This is a genomic window from Pontibacter sp. GD13, assembly GCF_058216355.1.
Window position 1 is genome coordinate 157,754 of record NZ_JBYZMQ010000006.1, and the last position, 17,704, is coordinate 175,457.

A 17,704-nucleotide genomic window follows, 5' to 3' on the forward strand; every position below is an offset into this window, starting at 1 on the left:
AAAAACAATTGACTCAGATGCCAACATTGGAAGCGAAAGATACGCTTTTTAAGAAAAAAACCACACTCAACTGCCGCGGAAAAATCCTCTCGCTGGACACGCCGCAGGTCTTGGGCATCCTGAACGTCACCCCCGATTCTTTCTACGCTGGCAGCCGGCTGAGCTCCCTGGATCAGGTGCTGCAGCGCACCGGGCAAATGCTGGCCGACGGAGCCGACATACTGGATATTGGCGGCTACTCCAGCCGGCCAGGTGCCGCCGAGGTAGCCTTACAGGAGGAACTGGACCGTGTAGTGCCCGCTATTGCGGCCATACACGCAGCTTTCCCGGAAGCCATACTTTCCATCGACACGTTTAGGGCAGAAGTGGCTGAGGCTGCCGTGGCGGCAGGTGCTGCCATCATCAACGATATTTCGGGAGGCCACCTGGATGAGAAAATGCACGAGACAGTGGCCAGGCTGCAGGTACCTTACATATTGATGCACATGCGCGGAACGCCACAGACCATGACTGCGTTGGCTAAGTATACAGATGTGGTAACCGAGGTAATAGATGAACTTCAGGCGCAGGTTTACAAGCTACAAAAGCTAGGTGTGCAGGATATCATTCTTGATCCGGGTTTTGGTTTTGCCAAAACCATTGATCACAACTTCGAACTGTTAAAACATTTGGATGAATTGCGTATCTTGGAGCTGCCCATGCTGGCGGGCCTTTCGCGCAAATCCATGGTTTATAAAGCGCTGGGTACAAACCAAGCCGATGCGCTGACAGGCACAATAGCCGTAAACACAATTGCGTTAAGCAAGGGTGCCGACATTTTGCGGGTGCACGACGTAAAAGAAACGAAGCAAACTATACAACTTTATACGAAAACATTACTTTGATATTTCTATTCAGCATTGGTTTTTTAGAGATTGAGCTACTCGACATCATCGATATTCTGCTCGTCACAGTTCTTTTGTACCAACTCTACAAACTCCTGACGGGTAGTGTGGCACTGAAGATCTTCCTGGGGCTGCTCTCTATTTACCTGCTGTACCTGGTAGTACGCGCGGCGGGCATGGAACTGCTCAGCATCATACTTGGCCAGTTTATGGGGGTGGGTGTACTGGCGGCCATTATCCTGTTTCAGCCCGAAATAAGGCGTTTCCTGCTAATGATCGGTAAAACTACCGCCTTCAACAACGATCGCTTCTTCCGGGGTTTCCCGTGGCGGCGCGAGCAGTCTGATAAACTAAGCCTCACCCCTTTTATCGAAGCCTCTAAATCGTTGGCAGGCAAGAACACGGGTGCCCTGATCGTGTTTGCAAAAAGCTCCGAGCTTAAATATTACGCTGAGTCCGGCGACCTGATCGATGCCATCATCTCCAAGCGCCTGCTGGTGTCCATCTTCAACAAGAACAGTCCGCTGCACGATGGCGCGGTCATTATTTCGGCTAACCGCATCAAAGCGGCGCGCTGTATACTGCCGGTTTCCGAGAACCAGGAAATTCCGGCTTCCATGGGTCTGCGCCACCGGGCCGCCATTGGCCTGACAGAGATCACGGACAGTGTGGTGTTGGTCGTGTCGGAGGAGACGGGGCAGATTGCGCTGGTGCGCAACGGCGAGGTACACCGCAACCTTTCATCTGCAGACCTGCGGGTGAAACTCAACCAGTTCCTGTTCGACACCGATCAGCGGGCTGTACCGGTTGCGCCGGCCTCAGAAAAATCTGTGAGCACTGTTTAACACTGGCTTGCCGACTATTTCTTTCTACACCCTTTTCCTGCTCCAGTAAAGCCAATAGGCAATCGGGCCGATTACCGGCACTAGCCAGAGCAGCACCATCCAGTTCAGGCGTTGCGCTAATGTAAAATGGCTTTTGAAAATAAGGTGAAAGATACTGAAAACCACGCCAAGGTAATTTGCAAGCACCAGCATCACCACAAAAGGATATTTCGCAAATAACTCCATTATTTACCGGTCAACATTCTTTAACAGCAGCGGCGCGCGTTATAAGATACTCCAAAGGTTAAACAAAAGCACAAGCGCCACCAGCACCATATAAACTGTTTTAACAGGGCTGCTGTTGCCCTTGCCCCAGTTGGTACTGCCTATTATAAAAAGTGAGGTGAATGCCAGCACGATACTCAAGCTACTGATAGCCGCCACATCCCGCATAAAAGCAGGAAAAAACATCAGGTAATTTGTTACGCTATTGCTTTGGCTCAACTGCCCGCGGGTATAAGACACATACAGCCAGGCTAAAAAACTATAAACAGGGAATAAGGAAAGTATAAGTCCAGCTGTTAGTCTTGGCTTCATGGGCTATGCATTTCAGAGTGGGCAGTCAAGTTATTAAGGATTCGTTTGAAAGCAAAAAGCCAGTCAGACCGATTCAAAAGTCTTAACTGATTTCAAACGCAAGAATATCGCCTGGCTGACAGTCCAGTACTTTACAAATTGACTCTAATGTACTAAAGCGAATAGCTTTAGCTTTTCCGGTTTTTAATATCGACAAATTCGCTGGTGTTACCTGTACCCGCTCCGACAATTCGTTCAGCGACATTTTACGCTTAGCCATCATCACGTCTAAGTTTACTACTATACCCATCTTAAATAGTTAACTCTTTCTCTTGTTGCAGTGTCAGCCCTGCCTTAAACACTTCAGCCAGAACCAATACCACAAATCCAAAAAGTGTATTTACGCCAAAGCTAAGCTGCCCGCTGGTATCAATCTGGTAGCCAGAAACCTGAACGTGATCAGTTATAATTGAAGTGAACAATACCCGTGAAATGTTTCCGGTAACTGGGCCAAATAGCAATATCAATCCTAAATATCTTATCCTTTTGATAATAGCCGTATTGAAAACGAGATCAGATTTAAGCAAACTGAAAATTTTATGCAGTTGGTAAACTAATCCTAAACCCAGCAGTAAGTTTAAAGCTATTAGCAAAAGGTATATTATCACATTTACCTCTAACATTTCAACCCAGCTGGCTAGTTTTACTTTCACGCTCGCTTCAATCAGACCAGGTTTAACTATAGCATCTGCTATAGTGCTTACTTTTGCTATAGTAGGGTAGCTTTTACCTGGTTCGTAGATTTTAACAGTTCCCTCTATGTAAGGCAGTTGTTCACCAAAAGTTTTTAACGGCACATACCAAAAGTTTATAAAACTATAGGCGACTAATATAAGAGCAGCATACCATATCACCTTAAATAATATGTTCAGAACTTTAACTGTCGTGCTTTGAGATAACGATTCCATAGCTGATAATTATTTTCTGTAAAGATGTACTAAATAAAATTATTAGCCAAGCAATATATATCGAATAACAATAAATTTAAGTTGATAAAAAGCAAAAGCCACTCCTTCACTAGAGTGGCTTTCTGCTTTTCCAATATAAACGAAAGATTTACTTGATAACACCCAGTTCCTTACCTACCTCGGTAAAGGCGGCGATGCACTTGTCCAGGTGCTCTTTGTCGTGCACGGCGGATATTTGTACGCGGATGCGCGCCTGGCCTTTTGCCACTACCGGGTAATAAAAACCGATCACATAAATGCCTTTGTCCAGCATGCGGGCCGCAAACTCCTGCGCCAGTGGGGCATCGTAGAGCATGACCGGCACAATGGGGTGGTCGCCTGGCTTGATGTCAAAGCCCGCCTCCGTGATTTTCTCGCGGAAGTACCTGGTGTTCGACTCCAGCTTATCGCGCAGCTCGGTGGTTGAGCTCAACAGGTCTAGCACGGCGATGGAAGCGCCCACAATGGAAGGAGCCAGCGAATTGGAGAACAGGTAAGGGCGCGAACGCTGGCGCAGCATATCGATCACTTCCTTGTGACCCGATGTAAATCCGCCCATCGCGCCGCCCAGGGCCTTGCCCAGCGTACCTGTAATGATATCGATTTGGCCCATCACGTTGCGGTACTCATGTGTGCCTCGCCCTGTCTTGCCCAGGAAACCGGAGCTGTGGCACTCATCCACCATGATCAGGGCTTTATACTTTTCGGCCAGCGCCACGATCTTATCCAGCTGGGCAATGGTGCCATCCATCGAGAACGACCCGTCGGTTACAATGATGCGGTGTTTGGCATTTTGCGACTCCTGCAGTTTCGCCTCCAGGTCCGCCATGTCGTTGTGGTTATAGCGGAAGCGCTGGGCCTTGCACAAACGCACGCCGTCAATAATGGAGGCATGGTTCAGGGCATCGGAGATAATGGCCGACTCAGCATCAAAAAGGGGCTCGAATACACCGCCGTTGGCATCAAAAGCGGCCGCGTAAAGTATGGTATCCTCTGTTCCTAAAAACTCAGATATCTTACGCTCCAGCTCTTTGTGGATGTCCTGGGTGCCGCAGATAAAGCGCACCGAGCTCATGCCGTAACCGTGTGTGTCAATGGCCTCTTTGGCCGCCTCTATCACTTTAGGGTGCGCCGACAGCCCCAGGTAGTTGTTGGCACAGAAGTTAAGCACATGCGGCTGCTGGGTGGTGTCAATGTCAGCGCCCTGGGGCGTGGTGATGATGCGTTCTTGTTTATACAAGCCTGCTTCCTTTATTTCGGCAAGCTGCTGCGCTAAGTCTGGTTTTAAAGTCTCGTACATAGTCTGGTGTATCGTTATCGGTTGTTTACAAGTTTATGGCTTTGTTTCGTTATCGTCTGCCGGTTTTGGGGGAGGGCGCCGCATTACCGGCCTTGGCCTGGGTGGCTTTGGCTGCTGTTCGGGCTCTGGGGCAATCTCCGTGTTGGCGGCAGGCGCAGGCGCGGTTTCCGGCACAGCGGCATCTTCTGCCGGTTTCTGTAAGGCTGCCGGCCTTTTCATGATAGGGCGCGCACGCGGTGCCATTGCCGCCTTTTCGGTGGCGGGCACAGGTGCATCCGGCATCACCTCCGCAGCACGCGCTTCGCTATCAGCAGGCGGATTTTGCAGCGCGGTGGGGCGTTTTATAACCGGGCGTGGCCTGGCAGGCTTAGCAGGCACTTCTTCAGGATTCACGGCATCCGTTGTCTCAGGCGGTGCGGCTGGCTGCTGCAAAGCCGCGGGTCGTTTGATGACTGGCCGCGGCCTGGCCGGTTTTATACTTTCGGCAGCTGGCGCTGCGGTTTCATCCACTTTTTTTTCCTCGCTTGCTGAGGGAGACGCTTGTTCGGTTGCGGGCTTTGCAATAACAGGGCGCCTGATCACCGGCCTTGGCTTGGCAGGAGCGGCTTGCCCCTCTTCAGTTGCCGGCACAGCAGCACCATCCGCAACAGGTGGCTTCTGGATGGCAGCCGCACGCCGCACGACCGGCCTTGGCTTTGGAGCGGCAACTTCAGCGGCCTCCGATGTTTCCTGTGGAACAGTTGGTGTGGCTGCCGTTTGGGGCGCCACGGCCCTGCGGGCTGCAGGACGAGCGGCTGCCTGCGCAACGGCAGGCTTCGGCACATCCGCTTCGGCCAGGTGAAACCGCAGGCGAATATTGTTCAGCTGCATCTTAACGGCAACCAAAAAGCTGTTCGGGTGCATCAGCGCGTACATTTCCTGCCAAGCAGCAAAGCGCACCGGGTCACCTGCGGCAAATGCCGCTTTGTTTATCCGTTTTTTTATAAGGTACTCTTCGTACGTCATAGCTTCTTTTAGGGCCTGCCGCTGTTACCGTGCATAGCCAGTACAGCGTGGCAAATGGCTCGTTTACCCTCTGCCCGGTTTGGCTGCCTTTACAAAGATAAGAAAAACCTGTTTCTGTTACAGTACGGTATCAGAATGGCGGTTGGGGTATTACCTGCTTATTACCTGTATTATGTTATCATTAAATACGCAAGAGGGGCTTTCAGTGCCAGTTAAACCGACCTACCTTTGCAGCGAGGTTAGTGAATAATAGTTAGTTCAGTGAAAAGCGCGTGCAGGCCTTCGGGCAGGTACCCGCTTTTTCAGCCTTTGCCCCTTCCCATCTAAACCGATCGTTCCCTTTCTTACGGGTAATGTTTTCACTATTGCCCCGAATTCGGTTACTTTGTGCAAAGATTTACAATCAACTATGGCAAACACAACCGACACCGTTTTGGTAATAGGCGCCTGCGGGCAGCTTGGCTCTGAACTTACCCTGGAGCTGCGCAACATGTATGGAGGGGCGAATGTAGTAGCGGCGGATATTGCGGCACCAAAACAGGCTGACCTGCGCGATTCAGGCCCGTTCGAGAAGATCGATGTGCTGGATGCCAGGTCAATGGGTGCGTTAGCCGCTAAGTATAAATTCAAGCAGATTTATCATTTGGCCGCCGTGCTTTCTGCCACCGGCGAAAAGAACCCGAAATTTGCCTGGAGACTAAACATGGACGGCCTGTTTAATGTGCTGGACCTTGCCCTGGAGCAGAAGGTGGAGCGCGTGTACTGGCCTAGTTCCATTGCCGTTTTTGGCCCGAGCACGCCGCGCCAGCATACACCGCAGCAAACCGTAATGGACCCAAACACCGTTTACGGCATCAGCAAGCAGGCTGGTGAGCGCTGGTGCGAGTACTATTTCCAGAAGTATGGCCTGGATGTGCGCAGCCTCCGCTACCCTGGTCTGATCGGGTACAAGGCCCTGCCGGGTGGCGGCACCACAGATTATGCCGTTGACATTTACCACAAAGCCCTGCAGGGCGAAACGTTTGAGTGCTTCCTGAGCCAGAACACGTACCTGCCCATGATGTACATGCCCGATGCCATTAAAGCCACGCTTGATTTGGTGCATGCCCCGGCTGAGCAGGTAAAAGTGCGTGACTCCTATAACCTGAGCGCCATGAGCTTCTCGCCAGAGGAGATCACGGCCTCCATCCGTAAGCATATCCCCGATTTTGAGATCGTGTACAAGCCGGACTCGCGGCAGCAGATAGCCGACTCCTGGCCGCAAAGCATCGACGACAGCGCAGCGCAGCAGGACTGGGGCTGGAAGCCTGCCTACGACCTGGACGCCATGACAGCGGACATGCTCCTGAACCTGAAGAAGATGAAGGTAGCGCAACCGCTGGCTCACTAAGAAACACATCCCTTAACTGACCGTAAGAGGGCGCCACTGCAAGGGGTGCCCTCTTTTTTTAACTAATTCTCTCAGAAATCGTCTTATAAGAAGCGCATCACACACAGGAGTTACTCTTTATGACGATAACAGAATCTGACGATACCGGGCTAAGGCAGCTAATATTTAAAAAGGAAAAAGTAATTGTAAAATTTGTTGACGAAGCCTGCGCCCTGTGCAAAGCCCTGGCCCCCGCTTTCTCCAGATTCGCCGCTGACCCCGCCTTCCGAAGCATTACCTTTGTGCGCATGAACGCTGCTGAAAACCCGGTTTCCCGTAAAGAGGTCAGCATGACGGGCACACCTTTTTTTGCCACTTACCGCAAAGGCAAATTGTTTGACTGCGGCATTGTCTCATCAGAGGCGGGTATCAGAGAGCTGCTGCAAAAGTTAGGTTAAAATATGACTCCTTGTGATTTTGCGGCACAGCGCTTGCATGATGTGGCTGAAATGAAGTAAGGTGTTTAACTTGCGCCGCTTTTTAAAATCAGCATACTACGTGAATAAAAACTTTCTACGACTCCTTCTTTTTCTGGCCATTATTAGCAGTGCAGGGCTTATTATGCAAGCCTGCTCCAGCACCGATAAAGTAAACGCGGCAGCTCCTGCCGCTTTTGCAACTGGCGCCACTGCTTATACCCCGCAGCTTTCATCTATCACGGTGCCTGTCTCCATCTCTGTCGCAGCCCTGCAAGAAAAGCTGAATGAGGAAGTAAGCGGCGTGCTGTACAAAGACACGAACCTGAACGATGATAACCTTGCCCTGACTGTTACGAAAGCAGGCAAGCTGCTTATGAGCGCCGAGAAAGACAAAGTATACTTTCATATCCCGCTGCGCGTTTATGCCAAAGGCCGCTGGCAATGGGACCCCTGCAAGATCTGCCCTACCATTGATAAAACCGAGGACACCACTTTTGACATGGTCATTAAGACAGAGAGCAGGATCGGTTTAACAGAAGACTACAGAATAAACACGATCACAAGCGGCGACTTTGAGTGGGGCAATACCAAGCCTGTACTGCAGCTGGGCCCCTTGAAGATCGGGCTGGCGCGTTTTGTGGAACCGGCGCTTCGCAAGCAGATGGTTACGCTCTCGAAGCAACTGGACAAAGAGCTGCAGCGCCACCTGGACATGAAGCAGTATGTAACCGACGCCTGGCATCTGATGCAGGAACCGGTAAAGCTGGACGATGCGCTAAATGCCTGGCTCACCATTGTACCCAAGGAAGTGCGTATTGCACCCCTGCTTGCTAAAAACGGCGCTCTGAACACTCGCATTGGCATTACATCGTACCTTACGGTTACCACCAATGGCAAACCGCAGGTGCAGCTCAACAAAAACCTGCCAAAGCTGATTGTGGACAGCCGCATAGCCGACGACATTCAGATTGGCATGACAGCCAACATTCCGTATGCGCATGCCAGTATAATGGCCCAGGACCAACTCGCCAGCCAGACCTACAAATTTGACGATGGCAAAAGCCAGCTAACAGTGAACGATGCGGCGATCAGCCCGGGAGGCGAGCAGCTGGTGCTGATGCTGGATGTGAACGGAAAAACAAAGGCCGGCCTTTTCACAAAAAAAATCGTGGGTAAAATATACCTGCGCGGCACCCCTTACTACGATGCCGAAACAGCATCCATCAAGGTGCGCGACGTGGATTATGACCTGGACACCAAGGATCGCCTGCTGAGCACGGCCAGCTGGTTAGCCAAAAATAAATTTATCGACATGATACAGCAGCAGGTAAGCATACCCGTGAAAGGGGAACTGGAGAATGCCCGTAAAATGCTGCAGGCTACCTTAGATAAGCAAGGGCAGGTAAACGGCTCGGTGCTGCTGCAGGGGAATATAACGGAGTTAGCCCCGGATAACATTTACCTGACCCCGGAAGGGATAAAGGCCATTATCAAGGCCAAAGGCAATTTAACGGCTACCGTTGCTAAATTTTAGACACTGGCTACATCCTTATAACCCATCGTGGGCTGCTATACTGGGTATAGCAGCCCACGATGGGTGACACATCAAAAAAACATGATCACTAAAATTAAGCCCTTGCTCTAAAACTTACTAATTGGGGTGGGGCAGTTAAACACAGCGTCCGGAACTACGGCTGGAGCGGCAATATCGGTCAGTTTAAAATCGCTTTGGGGGTTGCTGCGGTCACTGGCTAGCTTAATGCCGCCGTAGTTCTTGTAATCGCTCCATCGCCGGGTAAAAGCGGCTTCCGCATCGTTGTAATTTCTAAAAAAAGCCCATTGGGTAATTAAGCCTCTATCGGCATCTACCCATAGTTTATACTTGTTCTGCGGCGTAAGTCCCACGTTCTCGAAGGTCATTTGGAGCACATCGGCTTTTGCGCCCTCCATGGTGGTATCCTGCCCCATGTACTTCAGCTGTACGCCCGGGTCCTGCAGCTTAAAGGGCATCACCAGCCAATAGGCGTTATTGATATACAGTGCATAGGCACGCTCCAGCATCTTCTGCTTTTCCTCGGAAGGGGCCATCTCCTTACCGGCCACGTATACTTTGCCGTCTTTGGTCTGGGTATCGATAATGGCCACCAGGCTGTCCTTCTCCCAACGGAAGCGGTTCTGATGCTTGTCCCACAGCTGGTACTGATTGTTAAAGGTCCAGGCCAGGTAACGGGTATCGTTCCATGCTTTTTCCCCGCCCAAACTTTTCATAACCCGCTGGGCGAGCTCGCTGGCTTTCTTATCTGTTTGGGCCGGTGCGGTTGCCTGGCCAAAGGCAGCTGCTAACGGAAGCAATGCCAGCCACACCAGCAGGCACAACAATGGTGATCTTTTCATGCGCATAGGTCTTTATTTACAAGTAAAACTAAATATACGCAGTTCTGCACAAGAATAGTACACAAATGTTTAACCATGTAACCGAGGTCGGCAAACTGCCCTAATTTTTAACTTTAAGCATGAGCCCACCGTATCAAAACATCTAAACCTGAATATGTGCCTATGGCTGATTTTACACTAAAAGAAACGCTCCCCCTGTTTAAAAACTCGGCCGGCGAGTTTATGGAAAACAACTCATTGCGCCTTGCTGCGGCTCTTGCTTTCAACGCCATCTTCTCTATCCCCCCACTCCTGATCATCATCATTCGGGTGGCCGGCGCGGTATTCGGGGAAAAGGCTGTTTCGGGTCAGCTCTCTGAACAGATTTCCACAGCCATTGGGCCCAGCGCCGCCGAAGAAATAGAGAAGATCATACAGAATGCGCAGATGAGTCAATCGGGGGGGATTGCCCTTTGGATCGGTATCGGAACGCTGATATTTGCCTCTACAACATTCTTTGTTACACTACAGCAGTCGTTAAACTCGGTCTGGAACCTGAAAGTGAAGCCAAAGAACAGCATGCTGCGCCTGATACAGGAGCGGGTGTTCTCATTTGGTATCATTCTGAGCATTGCCGTGCTCATGCTGGTGTCGTTTGTGTTGAGTGCGGCAGTTTCAATCATGAGCGATTACCTTTCGCAGCTTTTGCCGGGTATTGGCGTTTGGGTGATCAAGCTGATAGATTTTATAGTTTCGGTGGGGGTTATCACCTTACTGTTTACGCTGATCTTTAAATACCTGCCCGATGCGATCATCCGCTGGAAGGATACCCTGATCGGGGCCTTTGTTACGGCACTGCTCTTTACGATAGGCAAATTCCTGATCAGTTGGTACATTGGCACCAGCGATCCGGGTTCAGCCTATGGCGCCGCCGGTTCCATCATCGTCATACTTGTCTGGATCTACTACTCCTCCCTTATTATCTTTTATGGTGCTGAGTTTACCCAGGAGTACGCCCGTAAATTCGGGCAGCGCATCCACCCGAAAGCACACGCCACTTTTGTGGAAGAGCGGGAAGTACACGAGGATCCGTTTGATAAAAAAACCGGGAGACCACCAGCAGAGGGCAGATTTGAAGAAGAATAAGGTGGCATGCTGGTTTACAGTACGACTGGCATTTTAACCTTCCAACATGTCCTAAGCCAAAGGGGCCTTTACGTTTTAGCGTAAAGGCCCCTTTGGTTTAGGACAGTTCAAATGTGCTACAAGCTGCCCATTCTGCGGCTATGCTATGGTTTTCTCTTTAACCGCCAGCTGCCCACAGGCGGCGTCAATGTCTTTGCCCCGGCTGCGGCGCACATTCACCTGCAAACCCCTGTCCGCCAGGTAATAAATAAAGCGCTGCAGGCGGTCATCGTCGGTGTTCTGAAAATCTGCGTTCTCAATGGGGTTGTACTCGATCAGGTTTATCTTGCAAGGGATGATCTTGGAGAAGTGGAGCAGCTCCTCAGCATCCTGCAGGCTATCGTTGAAGTTATCGAATACAATGTACTCATACGTTACCCGGCGGCCGGTTATGGCGTGGTAATGCTTTAAGGCATCCGTTATGGCATCCAGCGAGTTGGTCTCGTTGATGGGCATGATCTGGTTGCGCTTTTCGTCGTTGGCGGCATGCAACGACAGGGCCAGGTTGGCCTTTACGCCGTCATCGGCCATTTTCTTGATCAGTTTTGCAATGCCGGCCGTACTCACCGTAATGCGCCTTGCCGCCATGCCCAGGCCGTCGTGCGCCGTAATGCGTTCTATACTTTTCATCACATTGGCGTAGTTCAGCATGGGCTCTCCCATGCCCATATATACGATATTGGTCAGGCCTTCGCCGTACTGCCGTATACTTTGCTCGTTAATGCGCACCACCTGGTCGTATATCTCGGCGGCATCCAGGTTGCGCACCCGGTCCATGTAACCGGTGGCGCAGAACTTGCAGGTAAGCGAGCAACCCACCTGGCTGCTAACACAGGCTGTTTTACGGTCGTTGTGCGGAATCAGCACGCCTTCTACAATATTGTTGTCGTGCAGCTTAAACGCCGACTTAATGGTGCCATCGTTGCTTACCTGCTCGGTGGCCACCTGTACCGCGTGAATGGCAAAGTGCTGCTCCAGTTTCTCGCGCAGGCCCAGGCTTACGTTGTTCATCTCGGCAAACGACTGTGCGGAGTGCTTCCAAAGCCACTCGTACACCTGCTTGGCCCGAAACGGTTTCTCTCCCTGCTCCACCAGCCACGCCTTCAGATCGTTCAGCGATAGCTTCCGGATATCCTTCCTATTGATGATGTTTATGTCTGCGATCAAATTCATACCTCAAAATTACAAAATTACTCAGCCATTAGTTTCAAATTCTCCTTTACTTCTGCCGGCAGGGGCATAAGTTTACGCGCGGTATAATCGAAGCAGAGCATGCCCGTCTTGGCCCGCGCTATTTCTTTGCCGTGCTGGTTCAGGATATGGTAGGTAATATCAAAGCCGTATTTGTTCACATCGTCAAAAGCCAGCAGCACTTGCAGCACGTCGCCATAAAAGCCCTCCCCCTTGTAGGCTATGGCAACGTCAGCCATGATCATGCCAGCGCCAGCCAGGTTCAGCTCGCTCCAGCCATACTTGCCCAGCAGCTGCATGCGGGCCTCGTGCATGATCGAAAGCAGGGCATCGTTGCCCAGGTGGTTGCCGTAATTCAGATCCGTTATGCGTACCGGAATGCTAGCTTTGAAATGCACGTGCGCCGGTATTGTTACTTTTACTCTTGCCATGGTTGCCGGATATGTAATTCCTGTTGATAGATATTCGCTTGCGTTGCGGCCTGCGATTGTGCCTGTTAAATTATGAGCACAATAAAACTTTTTAGTTGCAGCCTGTTCGTTGCATTGCTTACATTTGTAAAGTAACATAAAAAAGATGCACCTCGAAATACGCCAGACCAAAGACGGATCAAATACCCTGTATGTACCGGAATTAAATGAGCATTATCACTCGGTGCACGGGGCGTTGCAGGAGTCGCTGCATGTTTTTATAAAGCACGGGCTGGAAGATGTGCTCCAGCTAAAAAAAGACATAAAAATACTGGAAGTCGGGTTTGGCACAGGCCTGAATGCCATCCTTACCTTCCCTTTTGCCCTGGCCAAAAAGGCCTTCATTCAGTACGACACGCTGGAGAAATTCCCCCTGGAGCAGGACGTGGTTGACCAGCTGTGCTTCGACCAGGCCATTTTAAACCCCGAGTTGTTTGATGTGTTCCAACAGATGCACGCGGCCCCCTGGAACGAGCCAATTAGCATCATCCCTTATTTTACGCTGCAAAAGATACATGAAACGCTGGAGGAGTTTTGCTCGCCTGCCGCCTATTATGACATTGTTTACTTTGATGCTTTCGCCCCGGAAAAGCAGCCCGAGCTCTGGTCCGATGAAATGTTTGTAAAGCTCTTTAACGCCATACGCCCTGGTGGCGCGCTGGTAACCTATTGCGCCAAAGGCTCTTTTAAACGAAGCCTGAAGGCCGCAGGCTTTATCGTAGAAGCATTACCCGGCCCTCCGGGAAAACGCGAGATGACCCGGGGCATCAGGCTCTTGTCTGCCTGATAACATACTACTCCCTCGTTGACAGCACGGCTTACCCTGTCAAAGTATAACTATTCTACTATTACTATTGCACGGATACATTTATTTAGCCATTGAACTTTAATTTTATGGATATTGTATTATTTTGCATCGCATAAAAGCACTCTTCCAAATTTCCCCCTTATGAAGACACAACTACTAAAAGTATTGAAGCCGATTCAGGCAATCGGAAAAGAGGTGGTAAAGCAGTTCCAGTCAAAATATGAAGTGGTTTGCACTACCTACCAGGTTATTCCGGGCCTGCCCGTCAGCAAGCATGAACAGCGGCACGCTTTCGGACGCGGCGCGGCGGTACAGGCCAAGGCATTTTATGTAAAAGTGGTGGCCTCTGACATGACCAAAACGATGGCCCCTGTCGAAGTTAAGCTCCGCAAAATTTACCTGCGTGGCAAAACCATAGAGCAGGCCGAATTCGGCCCCGTGCAACATTTGAAAACAATGGGTAAAGGCCAGAAAAAGTAGGAGCCCTTCCAGTAAAAATTCAGGAATCGCTGTGGTTGAACGCCTGCAGAAACTTTCTGCGTTCAACCTGTTAGCTTTTCAACTTCACACCTGAAAATACGTACGCTTACTGGTAAAACTAAACCGCTCACCCATTTCTGAACCCACGCTGCAGTACATATTTACCTGAAAAATGAAGAAAGCAGCGACTGTTATCATACAGGCTCTGGGCACATTTGCCATACTTGCCTCCGCCTTGCCGCTCCTTAGCTCTGAGGAATGGTACGTGCGTGTATTTGACTACCCGCGTATTCAGCTTTTTGTGCTCGCGCTGCTCTGCCTGGTTCTGTTTTTATGGATGGGGAGCCGCCACCGCAAACGCGATAAATTGTTGATTGGTGGCCTGGTGCTGGCTTTTGTTTACCAGGCTTTTAATATTTATACCTACACCTTCCTGGCCCCGGTGCAGGTAAAGCAAGCACCGCAGGATGGCTCTCAGGAAGCTTACCTCAGCATTATGGTGTCTAATGTGCTGATGACAAACTTGAACCACGAGAAACTGCTTGACCTGACCAGGGACAAAAACCCAGACATCCTGCTGCTGCTGGAGTCTGACTCGGTGTGGCAGCAGGCCATGGAGCCGGTTACGAAAAGGTACCCTTACCGCGTGGAGATACCGATCAGCAACACCTATGGCATGCACCTGTACAGCCAACTGCCCCTGCGGCAAAAAAAGGTCTACTATCTGCTCGACAGCGACATTCCGTCTATCAAGACCTTTGTACAGCTACGCAACGGTACCTGGGTGGAGCTGCATGCCGTGCACCCAAAACCACCTGTGCCCACCGAGGACCCTAACTCCAGAAAACGAGACGCCGAAATTGTGATGATTGCCCGCGATATTGCCGGCTCTAAGTATCCGGTAGTGGTGGCCGGCGACTTTAACGATGTGGCCTGGTCCAGGACCACAGAGCTGTTCCAGGAGGTGAGTCACTTACTGGACCCCCGCATAGGCAGGGGGCTTTTCAACACGTTTAACGCAAATTACCCGCTCCTGCGCTGGCCCCTTGATCATGTTTTCCACTCCGAGCACTTTGAGCTGGTACACATAAAAAGGCTTCCGGATATTGATTCAGACCACTTTCCCATCTACATCCAGCTTAGTTTCTCGCCACAGAACAAGTATGAGCAGCAGGCTCCTGCGCCGGATGAGGACACCCAACAGGAAGCCACAGAAACCATCCAGGAAGGGCTGGAAGAGGCCTGCGCAAAATAAAACGAAAAGGGTCAGCTGTGCTCGGGGGGCCACACTCCTTGGGGCGTAACAACGTAGTTAAGCGGCACATCAAACGGATTCGGGTCCGCTATACTTGCTACCGGCGGCTCTAGTGATAGGCCGATCTTGAGCACATCTGGGCGGCAGTCGGCCAGAAAGCGATCATAGAACCCCTTGCCGTAGCCCACACGGTGCCCTGCCCTATCAAAGGCCAGCAGGGGCACCAGCACCACGTCTACTTCCAGGGCATGAATGATATGGGCGTTTTGAGGCTCCGGAATGCCCCATGTATTTTCGATGAGTATGGCCTCATCCGTCAGGTGATGGTGGGTAAGTATGTTCTGCGCCACGTCCGTAACCGGCACTGCTACCCGCACCTCAGGGCATTCTTTCCGAAGTCTTTCAATTATGAGCCAGGTGTTAACCTCGTTGTTCTTTTGGATGGGCAGAAAAACATGCACCGTTTGTCCGGCAGTAAGCGGAAATGCAGCAAAAAAAAGCGTTGCGATCTGTTCGCTCCGTTGCTGCACCTCTTGAGGTGGCAATGCACGCCGTTTTTGCAGCATCAGCCTGCGTAGCTCTGCCTTGTGCATTACTCCTCCTCCAGAATCGTGAACTTTTGCTCAAACGGATCGAAGGCATCCACCAGGGCAGGAATAAAGTCGGGGCTGTTGGTTTTATAGGTCAGCAGGTTATCGTGGCGCTCCTGCAGGCTCCCGTTCGGGAACAGCTTGTCTTTCAGGTTTTCCAGTTGCTTAAAGGTTTGCTCGTGCTTGCTGTCGCGAGCTTTCGAGAGCTTCTTCTCCAGCATCTGTAGGGCGTTGTGCGCCTTCTGCTCCTCGGCCCCGACGGCTTTCACCAGCGTCGGGTCTATTTCCCGGGCCAGCTGCTCCACCGCGGCAAATGCGGCGGCCACGGTTTTGCGCTGCGCCTCCAGGCTGATCTCCTCTTCGTGTATCTGGCCCGATAGCTGCTTTTTCAGGTCCTGGTAGTCCTGGAAAAGTTCTGCCGGCTGCAGCCCCAATTTATGCATGCGGCTGGCATTGCCCCGGTTTATGTACAAGGCAGAGTTGCGCAGCATCAGTATCGGGAATGGCACCTGGCATGCCTCGAACAATTGCTTTAACTGAAACCAATAGGCCACCTCGGCCCCACCCCCAATGTAGGCCAGGTTCGGAAGTATGATCTCCTGGTACAGCGGCCGCAGGATCACATTCGGACTAAACCGCTCCGGGTGCTCCTGTGCCTCCTCCAGAATCTCGCTTTTGCTGAATGTGATATCGGAGTTGAGCACTATATACTTTTCCCCCTCCAGCACGATACGCTCACGCAGGCTATCCTTCAGGTAAAACAGGTTGATCTCGCGCGCGTACACCTGCGATTTGTAGCCCTGCTGCTCTAGCGCGGCGCTTGCTTTCTCCACCAGCTTGTTAGAGAACTGCTCTGTAAGCTCGCGGGCGACAACAGGTGTAAAGGCCTTCTTCAGCAGGGCGTCGTCGCCGTCTATGCTTATCAAGCCGTACTCCCCGAAAAGTGCGTGCGTGATGGCGCGGGTGGCATCGGCCAGGTTCTTGCTCTTGCGGTAAGCTTCCTCAAAAACAGGGTAGGCTTCCGGCAGCTCCTCCAGCACCTGCTCCAACCCATCTGTGGAAAACCTGCCTACGGCACCGGTCTGCTCCGTTTGCCAGCTATGCTCTTTGCCAAACAGGTTGAAATGGTTGATCTCCTCAAAGTCATGGTCTTCGGTGGCCATCCAGTAAACCGGCACAAAATTGTGATCGGGGTAGGCTGCCCGCAGCTGTTTACAGGTATTTATAGCAGTGATGATCTTGTAGACAAAGTATAAAGGACCGGTAAATATATTGAGCTGGTGGCCCGTAGTAACGGTATAAGTGTTATGCTCCTTCAGCAGATCCAGGTTTTGCTGTACCGCCGGATGCCTCTCCTGCAGGGAGGCGTACTGTTGTTCCAGGGCCTGGTGCAGGGTCTGGCGTTGCGTCGTGCCAAAGGTTTTCTCTTTTAGTTGGGATCCAAAAGCTTCGGGGCTCGGAAAGTGGTTATAAAATGACTTTAGCTTTTCGTTACGGGAGAGATAATCGGCTACAGTTTGTGAAAAGGCGCCTGTTGCGGCATAATCTATTTTGGTGATCTTCATCGTGGTTGATACTTCCATCAGCATATCGGGCATTGGGTATAGCCCTTTTAACAGTTTTGCCCGAATTGTGTTGCAGCAAATCGCCGCTTCATCACAAAGTAAAGGTTTTATTTTTTGTCCGGATCAGGATTTTCAGGATTTTGGATAGATTGGATGATGAGAACGGTGCGCATCCGGACTTGTAACAACCTGTGTCAGGAGCTCCGTTTATACCTTGCTTTCGTATTCTGCCGCAACTACGGCATCCAAAATTCAATTCTTAGCTTTATTTCAAACCTATCCTTTTCAGTCACATATAGTCAAAACTGCAAACCTATCTGCTTTTGTACGTAAACATGCCTAA

At 51.0% G+C, this 17,704-nt stretch carries 20 protein-coding genes; 9 read left to right on the top strand and 11 right to left on the bottom strand.

All coding sequences use genetic code 11. From position 1 onward, the window contains the following. Nucleotides 1–26 precede the first annotated feature (26 nt). Nucleotides 27–884, top strand: a complete 858-nt coding sequence (gene folP, locus AC4BAN_RS10630; RefSeq protein WP_490564440.1) for a dihydropteroate synthase — start codon at nucleotides 27–29, stop codon at nucleotides 882–884. Next, the gene (cdaA, locus tag AC4BAN_RS10635) at nucleotides 881–1,729 is read left to right on the top strand and encodes a diadenylate cyclase CdaA (RefSeq protein ID WP_490564383.1); all 849 of its coding nucleotides are present in this window, start codon (nucleotides 881–883) and stop codon (nucleotides 1,727–1,729) included. The genes folP and cdaA overlap by 4 nt, the downstream gene beginning before the upstream one ends. A gap of 24 nt (nucleotides 1,730–1,753) precedes the next feature. On the opposite strand, the gene AC4BAN_RS10640 is transcribed toward cdaA, so the two are convergent. From AC4BAN_RS10640 to AC4BAN_RS10665, 6 genes are all read right to left on the bottom strand, one after another. Continuing rightward, a complete protein-coding gene (locus tag AC4BAN_RS10640) occupies nucleotides 1,754–1,954 on the bottom strand; it encodes a PLDc N-terminal domain-containing protein (protein ID WP_490564384.1) in 201 nt (66 codons plus the stop codon). Nucleotides 1,955–1,993: 39 nt separating this feature from the next. After that, entirely contained in the window at nucleotides 1,994–2,305 is a 312-nt protein-coding gene (locus AC4BAN_RS10645) for a hypothetical protein (RefSeq protein WP_490564385.1), read from the bottom strand. Nucleotides 2,306–2,387: 82 nt separating this feature from the next. Beyond that, on the bottom strand, nucleotides 2,388–2,594 hold the full coding sequence (locus tag AC4BAN_RS10650) for a helix-turn-helix domain-containing protein (RefSeq protein ID WP_490564386.1): 207 nt from the start codon (nucleotides 2,592–2,594) through the stop codon (nucleotides 2,388–2,390). 1 nt (nucleotide 2,595) lies between these two features. Further along, nucleotides 2,596–3,252: a DUF2975 domain-containing protein gene (locus tag AC4BAN_RS10655; protein WP_490564387.1), complete on the bottom strand. Its 657-nt coding sequence runs from the start codon at nucleotides 3,250–3,252 to the stop codon at nucleotides 2,596–2,598. A 148-nt stretch (nucleotides 3,253–3,400) separates the two neighbouring features. Then, nucleotides 3,401–4,591, bottom strand: coding sequence for a glycine C-acetyltransferase (gene kbl, locus AC4BAN_RS10660; protein ID WP_490564388.1), 1,191 nt, complete (start codon nucleotides 4,589–4,591; stop codon nucleotides 3,401–3,403). Nucleotides 4,592–4,624: 33 nt separating this feature from the next. Further along, nucleotides 4,625–5,596, bottom strand: coding sequence for a hypothetical protein (locus AC4BAN_RS10665; protein WP_490564389.1), 972 nt, complete (start codon nucleotides 5,594–5,596; stop codon nucleotides 4,625–4,627). 409 nt (nucleotides 5,597–6,005) lie between these two features. Here AC4BAN_RS10665 and AC4BAN_RS10670 point away from each other — a divergent pair, with 409 nt between their 5' ends. The 3 genes from AC4BAN_RS10670 to AC4BAN_RS10680 all read left to right on the top strand — a co-directional run bounded on the left by AC4BAN_RS10670 (nucleotide 6,006) and on the right by AC4BAN_RS10680 (nucleotide 8,978). Further along, nucleotides 6,006–6,986 (top strand): NAD-dependent epimerase/dehydratase family protein, encoded by a 981-nt coding sequence (locus AC4BAN_RS10670; RefSeq protein WP_490564390.1) that lies wholly within the window; start codon nucleotides 6,006–6,008, stop codon nucleotides 6,984–6,986. Between the two features lie 119 nt (nucleotides 6,987–7,105). Beyond that, nucleotides 7,106–7,423, top strand: coding sequence for a thioredoxin family protein (locus AC4BAN_RS10675; protein ID WP_490564391.1), 318 nt, complete (start codon nucleotides 7,106–7,108; stop codon nucleotides 7,421–7,423). A gap of 100 nt (nucleotides 7,424–7,523) precedes the next feature. Next, nucleotides 7,524–8,978, top strand: a complete 1,455-nt coding sequence (locus tag AC4BAN_RS10680) for a DUF4403 family protein (RefSeq protein WP_490564392.1) — start codon at nucleotides 7,524–7,526, stop codon at nucleotides 8,976–8,978. Between the two features lie 107 nt (nucleotides 8,979–9,085). Here the strand turns inward: AC4BAN_RS10680 and AC4BAN_RS10685 are convergent, their stop codons facing one another. Further along, entirely contained in the window at nucleotides 9,086–9,838 is a 753-nt protein-coding gene (locus tag AC4BAN_RS10685; RefSeq protein WP_490564393.1) for a hypothetical protein, read from the bottom strand. Between the two features lie 162 nt (nucleotides 9,839–10,000). On the opposite strand from AC4BAN_RS10685, the gene AC4BAN_RS10690 reads away from it, so the two are divergent. Further along, nucleotides 10,001–10,963, top strand: coding sequence for a YihY/virulence factor BrkB family protein (locus AC4BAN_RS10690; RefSeq protein WP_490564394.1), 963 nt, complete (start codon nucleotides 10,001–10,003; stop codon nucleotides 10,961–10,963). Between the two features lie 138 nt (nucleotides 10,964–11,101). On the opposite strand, the gene rlmN is transcribed toward AC4BAN_RS10690, so the two are convergent. Both rlmN and AC4BAN_RS10700 read right to left on the bottom strand, forming a co-directional pair. Beyond that, nucleotides 11,102–12,175, bottom strand: coding sequence for a dual-specificity RNA methyltransferase RlmN (gene rlmN, locus AC4BAN_RS10695; RefSeq protein ID WP_490564395.1), 1,074 nt, complete (start codon nucleotides 12,173–12,175; stop codon nucleotides 11,102–11,104). Nucleotides 12,176–12,192: 17 nt separating this feature from the next. Next, nucleotides 12,193–12,624, bottom strand: a complete 432-nt coding sequence (locus AC4BAN_RS10700; protein WP_490564396.1) for a thioesterase family protein — start codon at nucleotides 12,622–12,624, stop codon at nucleotides 12,193–12,195. A 145-nt stretch (nucleotides 12,625–12,769) separates the two neighbouring features. Between AC4BAN_RS10700 and mnmC2 the strand changes: the two genes are divergently transcribed. The 3 genes from mnmC2 (at nucleotide 12,770) to AC4BAN_RS10715 (ending at nucleotide 15,206) form a co-directional block, all read left to right on the top strand. After that, nucleotides 12,770–13,450, top strand: coding sequence for a tRNA (5-methylaminomethyl-2-thiouridine)(34)-methyltransferase MnmC2 (mnmC2, locus tag AC4BAN_RS10705; RefSeq protein ID WP_490564397.1), 681 nt, complete (start codon nucleotides 12,770–12,772; stop codon nucleotides 13,448–13,450). A gap of 162 nt (nucleotides 13,451–13,612) precedes the next feature. After that, the gene (locus AC4BAN_RS10710; RefSeq protein ID WP_490564398.1) at nucleotides 13,613–13,951 is read left to right on the top strand and encodes a hypothetical protein; all 339 of its coding nucleotides are present in this window, start codon (nucleotides 13,613–13,615) and stop codon (nucleotides 13,949–13,951) included. Between the two features lie 172 nt (nucleotides 13,952–14,123). Further along, nucleotides 14,124–15,206 (top strand): endonuclease/exonuclease/phosphatase family protein, encoded by a 1,083-nt coding sequence (locus tag AC4BAN_RS10715; RefSeq protein WP_490564399.1) that lies wholly within the window; start codon nucleotides 14,124–14,126, stop codon nucleotides 15,204–15,206. An 11-nt stretch (nucleotides 15,207–15,217) separates the two neighbouring features. Here AC4BAN_RS10715 and AC4BAN_RS10720 read toward each other — a convergent pair whose 3' ends face one another. Beyond that, on the bottom strand, nucleotides 15,218–15,799 hold the full coding sequence (locus AC4BAN_RS10720) for a 5-formyltetrahydrofolate cyclo-ligase (RefSeq protein ID WP_490564400.1): 582 nt from the start codon (nucleotides 15,797–15,799) through the stop codon (nucleotides 15,218–15,220). Next, the gene (gene bshC, locus AC4BAN_RS10725) at nucleotides 15,799–17,379 is read right to left on the bottom strand and encodes a bacillithiol biosynthesis cysteine-adding enzyme BshC (protein ID WP_490564401.1); all 1,581 of its coding nucleotides are present in this window, start codon (nucleotides 17,377–17,379) and stop codon (nucleotides 15,799–15,801) included. The genes AC4BAN_RS10720 and bshC overlap by 1 nt, the downstream gene beginning before the upstream one ends. Nucleotides 17,380–17,704 lie beyond the last annotated feature (325 nt).

What these genes read in the sequence shown, in the direction of transcription:
- kbl (WP_490564388.1), bottom strand. Translation starts at nt 4,591, where the DNA reads ATGTACGAGACTTTAAAACCAGACTTAGCGCAGCAGCTTGCCGAAATA.
- AC4BAN_RS10650 (WP_490564386.1), bottom strand. Translation starts at nt 2,594, where the DNA reads ATGGGTATAGTAGTAAACTTAGACGTGATGATGGCTAAGCGTAAAATG.
- mnmC2 (WP_490564397.1), top strand. Translation starts at nt 12,770, where the DNA reads ATGCACCTCGAAATACGCCAGACCAAAGACGGATCAAATACCCTGTAT.
- AC4BAN_RS10685 (WP_490564393.1), bottom strand. Translation starts at nt 9,838, where the DNA reads ATGAAAAGATCACCATTGTTGTGCCTGCTGGTGTGGCTGGCATTGCTT.
- AC4BAN_RS10710 (WP_490564398.1), top strand. Translation starts at nt 13,613, where the DNA reads ATGAAGACACAACTACTAAAAGTATTGAAGCCGATTCAGGCAATCGGA.
- AC4BAN_RS10690 (WP_490564394.1), top strand. Translation starts at nt 10,001, where the DNA reads ATGGCTGATTTTACACTAAAAGAAACGCTCCCCCTGTTTAAAAACTCG.
- AC4BAN_RS10720 (WP_490564400.1), bottom strand. Translation starts at nt 15,799, where the DNA reads ATGCACAAGGCAGAGCTACGCAGGCTGATGCTGCAAAAACGGCGTGCA.
- AC4BAN_RS10640 (WP_490564384.1), bottom strand. Translation starts at nt 1,954, where the DNA reads ATGGAGTTATTTGCGAAATATCCTTTTGTGGTGATGCTGGTGCTTGCA.
- AC4BAN_RS10700 (WP_490564396.1), bottom strand. Translation starts at nt 12,624, where the DNA reads ATGGCAAGAGTAAAAGTAACAATACCGGCGCACGTGCATTTCAAAGCT.
- bshC (WP_490564401.1), bottom strand. Translation starts at nt 17,379, where the DNA reads ATGGAAGTATCAACCACGATGAAGATCACCAAAATAGATTATGCCGCA.
- AC4BAN_RS10675 (WP_490564391.1), top strand. Translation starts at nt 7,106, where the DNA reads ATGACGATAACAGAATCTGACGATACCGGGCTAAGGCAGCTAATATTT.
- AC4BAN_RS10655 (WP_490564387.1), bottom strand. Translation starts at nt 3,252, where the DNA reads ATGGAATCGTTATCTCAAAGCACGACAGTTAAAGTTCTGAACATATTA.
- rlmN (WP_490564395.1), bottom strand. Translation starts at nt 12,175, where the DNA reads ATGAATTTGATCGCAGACATAAACATCATCAATAGGAAGGATATCCGG.
- AC4BAN_RS10715 (WP_490564399.1), top strand. Translation starts at nt 14,124, where the DNA reads ATGAAGAAAGCAGCGACTGTTATCATACAGGCTCTGGGCACATTTGCC.
- AC4BAN_RS10665 (WP_490564389.1), bottom strand. Translation starts at nt 5,596, where the DNA reads ATGACGTACGAAGAGTACCTTATAAAAAAACGGATAAACAAAGCGGCA.
- AC4BAN_RS10670 (WP_490564390.1), top strand. Translation starts at nt 6,006, where the DNA reads ATGGCAAACACAACCGACACCGTTTTGGTAATAGGCGCCTGCGGGCAG.
- AC4BAN_RS10645 (WP_490564385.1), bottom strand. Translation starts at nt 2,305, where the DNA reads ATGAAGCCAAGACTAACAGCTGGACTTATACTTTCCTTATTCCCTGTT.